The sequence below is a fragment of the Methylocystis sp. ATCC 49242 genome (genome assembly GCF_000188155.2).
Taxonomy (GTDB): domain Bacteria; phylum Pseudomonadota; class Alphaproteobacteria; order Rhizobiales; family Beijerinckiaceae; genus Methylocystis.
Genome location: NZ_KE124770.1, coordinates 61,966 through 68,082, shown reverse-complemented (window position 1 = coordinate 68,082; position 6,117 = coordinate 61,966). Strand labels below are relative to the sequence as shown.

Below are 6,117 nucleotides of genomic sequence, written 5' to 3'. Positions count from 1 at the left end.
ATCCGGAATAATGGACCTCAAGGCTTCTTACAGCGCGTCGATAGGCGTCATCGCCGTCGCTTGCGCGGCGCTTTTCGCCGCCGTGGCTTTTTCGTCCACCAGGGAAAGCGCGCCGATCAAGGTCGGGATCCTGCATTCCCGCTCGGGACCCATGGCGATCAGCGAAAACTCGATGGTCGACGCGGAACTCCTCGCCATCGACGAGATCAATGCGAAAGGCGGCTTGTTGGGCCGCAAGATCGAGACTGTCATCGCCGACGGGAAGTCCGACTGGCCGACATTCGCGAAGGAGGCCGAACGCCTCATCACGCAGGAAAACGTGTCCGTGATCTTCGGATGCTGGACTTCCGCGAGCCGAAAAACCGTCGCGCCCGTCATAGAGAAATACGGACAGTTGATGGTTTATCCGATGGCCTATGAGGGACTCGAACAATCCGCCAACATAATTTACACGGGCGCGGCGCCGAATCAGCAGGTCATTCCGGCCATCAAATGGAGCCTCGATCATATCGGCAGGAGATTCTATCTGATCGGTTCGGATTATGTCTGGCCGCGCAGCATCAACGAAATCATGAAGGATACGATCCGGGCGCTGGGCGCGGAGCTCGTCGGCGAGGACTACATTTTCTTCGGAAGCTCCAATGTCTCTAGAGCGGTCGAAAAGATAAAGACGGCGCAGCCGGACGTCGTTCTCAGCTCGGTCGTGGGCGATTCCAACAAGGCCTTTTATCAGGCGCTGACCGACGCCGGACTTTCCGCCGGGAAGCTCCCCGTCGTCTCGGTCAGCATCGGCGAGGAAGAGCTTCGCAGCCTGCCGATCGACAATCTTCAGGGCCATTACAGCGCCTGGAGCTATTTCGCGGCGATAAAGACGCCGGAAAACGAAAGGTTCATTCGTAATTTTCGAGCCAAATACGGCGAAGACCGCGTCACGAGCGACGTGATCGCCACCTCCTATTTCAGCGTCAGATTGTGGGCAAAGGCCGTTCAGGAAGTGCAATCGCTGGACGTTCAGAGGGTCAAGCGGACGATGTTGACGGAGACCCTAGACGCTCCCGAAGGTCTGGTTTCCGTCGATCCCTACACGCAGCACGCCTGGCGCTCTTTCTCCGTCGGCAAAATTCGGCCCGACGGGCAAATCGAACTCGTCTGGACGGTCGACCATCCCATTCGCCCTGTTCCCTATCCGCCGTCTCGCACGAAGGCCGAATGGGAAAATTTTCTGACGGCCATGTATAACCGATGGGGCGGAAAATGGGCCAACCCCGTCGAAGCGGACTGATCCATGAAGCCTGTCAGCCTCAATTTTCTGCGAAGCTCCATTGGAGCCAAGATTATCTTCTGGTTCCTCGCGATCAATATTATTTCCTGCGCGCTGCTCGCCTGGCGGACTTATGACATCTCACGTGAATCGCTCGAGCAGACGGTTCAAACGTCGCTGCAGGTCGTCGCGAAGAAGAAGGTCGAGCAACTCGAGAATCTGACGCTCGAGAAAATCAAGAGCGTCGAATCCCTCATGCATAGTCCTTCGATCAGCGAGGCCGCTCGCGAATTTTCCGAAGCGATACGGAAGAACGGGAAAGATTCGGAGGATTATCGCCGGGCGGTCGCGAAACATGGCGCAACTCTCAGCCGACTTGCGGACACCTTCAACTATGTCGACTGCGCTCTTGTCTCGCCCGATGGCGATGCGCTCTTCGTCCAATCGGATGTCGATCTTTTCAAGGAAAATCTGCTCGGCGGACCGCTCAAGGATACGGAGCTTTCAAACACGATCGACCGGGCGCGAACATTGCTGCAGGCGGAGATATCGGCTTTCCAGATCTATCCGGGGTTGAAAGAGCCAGCCGCCTTTATCGCGGGCCCCATTCTCGACAACGGCGTCGTCGTCGCCGTCGTCGTGTTCCAGCTCAACAATCAAGAACTGTATAGCGTGATCAATGATTATACAGGTCTCGGCGAGACTGGAGAGGTGCTCGTCGCGGCTCATCTCAATCAAGACCAGATGGTCGTCGTAAACCCGCTGAGGAATGACGCTTCCAGGCCTTTCAGCATAAAAACCCCGCTCGTCCGCGGCGCCTTTCCCGCGCTCGCAAGGGCGCTCGCTGGCGTTCATGGCTCAGGACTGTTCGACGACGTCGAAAACAAACCAGTCGTCGCCTCATGGACCTATGTTCCTTCTTTCCGGTGGGGCATGGTCGTGCAGCAGAGGACCGCGGAGGCCTTTGCGCTCACACGGGCGCAGAGAGATGCGACGCTCTGGCTGCTTTTCTTCATGATTCCTCCGATCATCGTTCTCGCCATGGCTGTCGCGCGAACGATCACAAGGCCGATCAAGACCGCTGTCGGGGTCGCGGAAAAGGTCGCCGGAGGCGACCTCGACGCAAATTTCGAGATAGAGAGCCGCGACGAGACGGGTCACCTTCTGACGGCCATTCGCTCCATGACGGGGGAACTGCGCGAACTCTATGGCTCGATGGAGGACAAGATCCGGGCGCGCACGCGTGAGCTCCAGATGGCGAACGAAGAATTATCGGTCGCGCGCGTGGCGGCCGAGGAGGCAAGCAAGACCAAAAGCGCTTTTCTCGCAAATATGAGCCACGAGCTGCGCACCCCGCTCAACGCCATCATCGGCTATAGCGAAATGCTTCAGGAGGACGCGCTCGACAAAGGAGACGCCGAGCCCCTCGAGGATTTGAAGAAGATCGAGGGCGCCGGCCGGCACCTGCTCGGTTTGATCAATGACATTCTCGACCTATCGAAGATCGAAGCTGGAAAAATGGAAGTCTTCATCGAGAAGGTGGACATCCGGCCGCTCGTGAATGAGGTTATGTCGATCGTTCAGCCCCTTGCCGAGAAGAACGGGAATGCGCTCGAACTCGTCTGTCCGGATGACGCGGGCAGCTTCCATTCGGACGAGACGAAAGTAAAACAGTGCCTGCTCAATCTCATGAGCAACGCCAACAAGTTCACGAGCAAGGGGAAAGTCACCTTGATTGTCGAGCGCGACGCCCAAGCTTCCGTCGTTTTCCGTGTTTCGGACACGGGCCTCGGCATGACCGAAGAGCAACTCGGCAGGCTATTCCTGGCGTTCACCCAGGCGGACGCCTCGACAACCAAGCGCTTTGGCGGCACGGGCCTCGGATTGGCCATAACGAAACATTTCTGTAATGCGCTCGGCGGACAAATTTCCGTCCAGAGCGCGCCGGACGCGGGGTCGACCTTCACCATAACGCTTCCGGACCAGCAGAAAGTCCCAGAAAAAATGAAGGCGGAGCCCGATGCGTCCAAGTCGCACGCAACAATATTGATTGTCGACGACGACGCGACGGCGCGCGACCTGCTTACGAGAACGCTGGAGAACAAGAGCTATCATGTGATCTCGGCGCGACACGGGCTGGAGGCGCTGGCGTTGGCGCGACGGCATAAGCCAGACGCCATCACTCTCGACGTGATGATGCCGCAGCTCGACGGCTGGAGCGTGCTCAAGCAGCTCAAGGAGGATGAGGAGCTGCGAAACATCCCTGTCATAATGGTGACGATCCTGAACGAGCGCGCGCTGGCCATCCCGCTCGGGGCTGCGGAACTTCTGACAAAGCCGATCGATCGGCAGCGCCTGACGACTTTGCTGGAGACTTACTGTGGCGGCTCCAGAGACAACCGGGTGCTCGTCATTGAGGATGACTCCGCGACGCGCGACCTTCTCTGCCGCTCCGTAACGGGCGTCGGCTACAAGGCCGAAGCCGCCGTCAATGGGCAGGACGGGCTGGACTGGCTTTCAAGAAATCCGGCGCCAGACCTTATCCTTCTCGACCTGATGATGCCCAATCTGGATGGATTCGGGTTTCTGCGCGAACTGCGCAAGCAACGCGCGTTCGATCGGCTGCCGGTGATCATTGTCACGGCGAAGGAGCTCACGGACGAGGATATTCGCAAGCTGCGCGAACTGAGAGCCGACATCATTACAAAGGATCACGACTATCTTGGAGAGTTGGTGACGATCATGCGTCAGTGCCTCAATTCGAGCGCAGCAGACGCCGCCGTTCATGCTGATTGACGATGGAGACGGACAGGTGGCGAAGATTTTGCTTGTCGAAGATAATGAAATGAACAGGGACATGCTTTCGAGACGTCTCAAGCGCAATGGCTATGACGTCGTGATTGCTGTAGACGGGCGGCAGGGCGTCGAGATGGCTGCGTCGGAAACGCCCGACCTCATCTTGATGGATATGAGCCTTCCCGTGATCGACGGATGGGAGGCGACTCGTCAGGTCAAACAGAATCAAGCCACGCGGAAGATTCCCGTAATTGCTTTAACAGCCCACGCCATGGCGGGAGACCGGGAAAAAGCAATCGAAGCGGGTTGCGAAGACTATGACACCAAGCCGGTCGAGATCACACGGCTCCTGGGCAAGATCACAGCCTTGCTCGATTCCGTCCCGTGACCTTGGCCGAGTCTCCGGATAATTGAAATGATTTCACACGGCGACCAACCATCCGTCGACAGGATCGACCGCGCCCTGATCGCCTATATCAAGCAGGAATTGAGCGCGCCCGCCGAGGCGATCGCTGGCTATGCCCAAATTTTACTGGACGAAGCTGAGAAGAACGGTCAGACCCAGTTCCGCGACGACCTCGAAAAAATTCAGCTCGCCACCCGCTCGCTCAGCAGTCTCATTGCATCATTGGTGGGTCCTGTCCGTTCGCAGCGGCGAAAGGCGAGCGACGATCCCGAGGAATATCGACGACGCTTGCGTCATGACCTCCGCACCCCGATCAACGCAATCAAGGGGTATGGCGAGATGCTGCGTGAAGACGCAGTAGAGATTGATAAATCCAGCGCGCTGGTCGAGGATCTCGACCAGCTCCTTGGAGAGGCTTCGCGGTTTCTCGAGCGGATCGAGGGGGTGGTGAATTTTTCACTCCCCGAAGATATGGTTTCGACAGGGGACGCCGGCGCCGTGCCGGTCTCGGCCGAGGTCGCGCGCCGTTTCGTCACATCTGTCCAACCGATTTCGGAACGCGAAACCGACAGCGCCGCTTCGTTGCCGAGCCGCATTCTGGTCGTCGACGATAACGCGTCCAATCGCGATCTCTTGAAGCGGCGCCTCGAGCGACAGGGCCACGCGGTCGTGCTGGCTGAAAACGGGTCATCAGCGCTGGCGATCGTCAAGCAGGCGCAATTCGATCTCGTCCTGCTCGATCTGCTCATGCCCGACATCAGCGGCTTCGATGTCCTTTCGATCCTGAAATCAGATTTATCTTTGAGAGATATTCCCGTTATCATGATTTCGGCTTTAAATGAGATCGACACGATCGTCAGATGCATCGAGGCCGGCGCGGAGGATTATCTCGCAAAACCCTTCGAACCGGTGCTTCTGCGCGCCCGCATCGGGTCGTCCCTAGAGAAAAAGCGCCTGCGCGATCGTGAACGCGAGGCGTCGGAAGCCCTTCGAGTCGAGAAGGAGCGATCCGAACAGCTGCTCCTCAATATTCTCCCGGCGCCGATCGTCGATCGTTTGAAAGACGGGGAAACGGTCATCGCTGACCATCTCGCCAATGTGACCATTCTGTTTGCCGACTTTGTCGGCTTTACGGAGCTCTCCTCCAAACTGTCCGCCCCTGAACTGGTTGGCGTATTGGGACGGGTTTTCTCGGCCTTTGACAGGCTCGCGGTCAAATTCGGCGTCGAAAAGATCAAGACAATCGGCGACGCCTATATGGCCGCCTGCGGGCTTTTCGGCCAGCGAGACGATCACGCCCACGCCGTCGGGAATATGGCGATGGCGATGATCGAGACGCTGAGGAAGCTCAACGACGAACTGCCGACTCGGCTCGAGATCAGAATCGGCATAAACTCCAGCGACGTTATCGCGGGCGTCATCGGCACGCATAAGTTCGTCTATGATATCTGGGGCGACGCAGTGAATGTCGCCAGCAGACTCGAGTCGACAAGCCTGCCAGGCTGCATCCAGGTTTCGAGAGCGACCTATGAGCACTTGCGCGATGAATTCGTTTTCGAGCCGCGCGGCGGCCTTGAAATCAAAGGCAAGGGTTTATTGCAAACTTATTTTCTGATCAGGAGAGTATAGTCGCCAATCGAACAGAAAGGCGGCC

The 6,117-nt window shown here is 57.7% G+C and carries 4 protein-coding genes; all 4 read left to right on the top strand.

Annotation, left to right across the window (positions count from 1 at the left end):
• The first annotated feature begins 10 nt into the window (after positions 1-10).
• From MET49242_RS00420 to MET49242_RS00405, 4 genes are read left to right on the top strand one after another with little or no spacing between them, the layout of a single operon-like run.
• The gene (locus MET49242_RS00420; protein WP_051133878.1) at positions 11-1,282 is read left to right on the top strand and encodes an urea ABC transporter substrate-binding protein; all 1,272 of its coding nucleotides are present in this window, start codon (positions 11-13) and stop codon (positions 1,280-1,282) included.
• Between the two features lie 3 nt (positions 1,283-1,285).
• Positions 1,286-4,057, top strand: coding sequence for a response regulator (locus MET49242_RS00415; RefSeq protein WP_036279287.1), 2,772 nt, complete (start codon positions 1,286-1,288; stop codon positions 4,055-4,057).
• Positions 4,058-4,073: 16 nt separating this feature from the next.
• Positions 4,074-4,445, top strand: coding sequence for a response regulator (locus MET49242_RS00410; protein ID WP_036279326.1), 372 nt, complete (start codon positions 4,074-4,076; stop codon positions 4,443-4,445).
• Between the two features lie 27 nt (positions 4,446-4,472).
• Positions 4,473-6,092 (top strand): adenylate/guanylate cyclase domain-containing protein, encoded by a 1,620-nt coding sequence (locus MET49242_RS00405; RefSeq protein ID WP_036279284.1) that lies wholly within the window; start codon positions 4,473-4,475, stop codon positions 6,090-6,092.
• The last annotated feature ends 25 nt before the right edge of the window (positions 6,093-6,117 follow it).

Coding starts and splice junctions, on each gene's coding strand:
- MET49242_RS00420 (WP_051133878.1), top strand. CDS start 11: ATGGACCTCAAGGCTTCTTACAGCGCGTCGATAGGCGTCATCGCCGTC.
- MET49242_RS00415 (WP_036279287.1), top strand. CDS start 1,286: ATGAAGCCTGTCAGCCTCAATTTTCTGCGAAGCTCCATTGGAGCCAAG.
- MET49242_RS00405 (WP_036279284.1), top strand. CDS start 4,473: ATGATTTCACACGGCGACCAACCATCCGTCGACAGGATCGACCGCGCC.